The organism is Protofrankia sp. CiP1_Cm_nod4 (genome assembly GCF_982290645.1).
On the sequence record NZ_CEVIVC010000138.1, the window covers coordinates 6,349 to 8,245 of the forward strand.

Here is a 1,897-nt window from a genome sequence, read left to right on the forward strand (position 1 = left end):
GGCTTCCTGCCGGAAGCGCTCCGGCGGGCCCTACAGCAGGTCGTGGATGATCGTGCCGCGCACGACCGTGCGTACGCAGGCCGGCGTGGGCCCGTCGAGATCGGGCAGGCCGGCGACGGCGGCGCGCGGGTCGGTGGACCATGCCGCGACGCGGGAGTCCGGTACCTGCACCACCAGCTCCCCCGTCACCCGCCAGACCGCGAACGTCGCGGGGGCGCCGGGGGCGAGCAGCCCGCTGCCGTCGCCGTCGGCCCGGGCCGCCCGCCACCCGCCCCTGGTCGCGGCGGCGAACGCCGCCCGGGCGCTCAGCGCCGCCGACGGTGTGCGGTGCGCGGCCGCGGCACGTACCCCGCCCCACGGGTCCAGCGGGGTCACCGGGGCGTCCGAGGACAGCGCGAGGACGACACCCGCGGTGGCCATCGCGGCGAACGGGTTCATCGCGCCCGCCCGGCCGGCGCCCAGCCGCTGGGCGTACATGCCGTCCCGGCCGCCCCAGCAGGCGTCGAAGGCCGGCTGCACGACGGCGGTCAGGCCGAGGCGGGCCATCCGCGCGATCTGGGCGGCGTCGGCCATCTCGCAGTGCTCGACGCGGTGCCGGCCGGCCAGGATCCGCGGCAGGCCGATCTTGTCGGCGGCCTGTTCGAAGCCGTCGAGGACGGTGTCGAGGGCGGCGTCCCCGATCGCGTGGAAGCCGGCCTGCAGACCGGCCTCGGCGGCCTGCACGACCGTCGCGGACACGGCGTCGACATCCAGGTGCAGCAGGCCCCGGTTGCCGGCGGCCTCACCGTCGGCCCCGGCACGGCGGCCGGTGCCCGCGCCGCCGGTGGGGGCGTCCGCGTAGGGGGCGCGCAGCGCGGCGGTGCGGGATCCCAGTGAGCCGTCGACGAACAGGTCGCCGCCGAGGCCGGCGCCGAGGGCGACGGCGGTGTCGATGTCCCCGGCCCAGTAGCCGTGGACGGCGGGGCCCGGTTCGGCGGCGGCGAGCGCGAGCAGGCCGGCGAGGTCGTCCGCGCTGGAGACCTCCGGCCCGGCCATCTCGTGCAGGGCGGCGATGCCGAGGGCTGCGGCCTGTGCCCGGGCCCGGCGCTGGGCGGACCGCCGCTGGCCGGCGGACACGCTGTCGTAGGCGGTGGTGCGGGCCGCGTGGTGGGCCTCGCCCCGGCACCGGCCGTCCCCGAGCCAGCCCGGCCGGCCGGGGGCGTCGCAGCGGGCCGCGAGCGTGGACGACACGACCGCGCTGTGGCCGTCGACGCGGGAGAGGTAGACGGCCGCGCCGCCGGCCGCCCGGTCGAGTTCGGCGGCCGTGGGCGCCCGGCCCTCGGGCCAGGCCGTCTCGTCCCAGTTGGTGCCGAGCACCACGTCGGTGGGCTGGCGCCGGACGTGCTCGGCCAGCTGGCCGAGGGCGTGGGCCAGGGACGGTGCCCCGGACAGGTCGAGCCCGTCGAGGGCGAGCCCGGTGGCGGTCACGTGCACGTGGGCGTCCACGAACGCGGGGGCGACCAGGGCGTCGTCGAGGTCCACGGTCTTCTCGGCGGCCAGTGCGCCGGCGGCCGCGTCCGAGCCGAGCCAGGCGATCCGGCCGTCCTCGACCAGCATCGCCGTCGCGAACGGGGACGCCGGGCTGTGGATCCGCCCGCCGCGGTAGAGGACGCGCCGGGCGCCGTGCGGCCCGGCTCTCCCCGGCCCGGCCGCTGCTTCCTGGGGGCCCGCCGCCCCGGCACGCGCTGCCCGGGTGCCCACCGGCTGTCCGTCCTGTCCGTTGTCGTTCGGCGGGCTGGCCGGGCCGGCCGCTTCTGGGTTCGACGACATGTCCGTCACACCTGAAAGTGTGCCCGCCCGCGACCGGGCCGGACGCCGTGGCTCACGACAGCCGGCCGTGTCGTCGGGAATCACGGCC

At 78.8% G+C, this 1,897-nt stretch carries 1 protein-coding gene; it reads right to left on the bottom strand.

Annotation, left to right across the window (positions count from 1 at the left end; genetic code table 11):
- Nucleotides 1-30: 30 nt before the first annotated feature.
- The gene (locus AC5LSR_RS19835; RefSeq protein ID WP_493468809.1) at nt 31-1,740 is read right to left on the bottom strand and encodes an amidohydrolase; all 1,710 of its coding nucleotides are present in this window, start codon (nt 1,738-1,740) and stop codon (nt 31-33) included.
- Nucleotides 1,741-1,897: the final 157 nt, after the last annotated feature.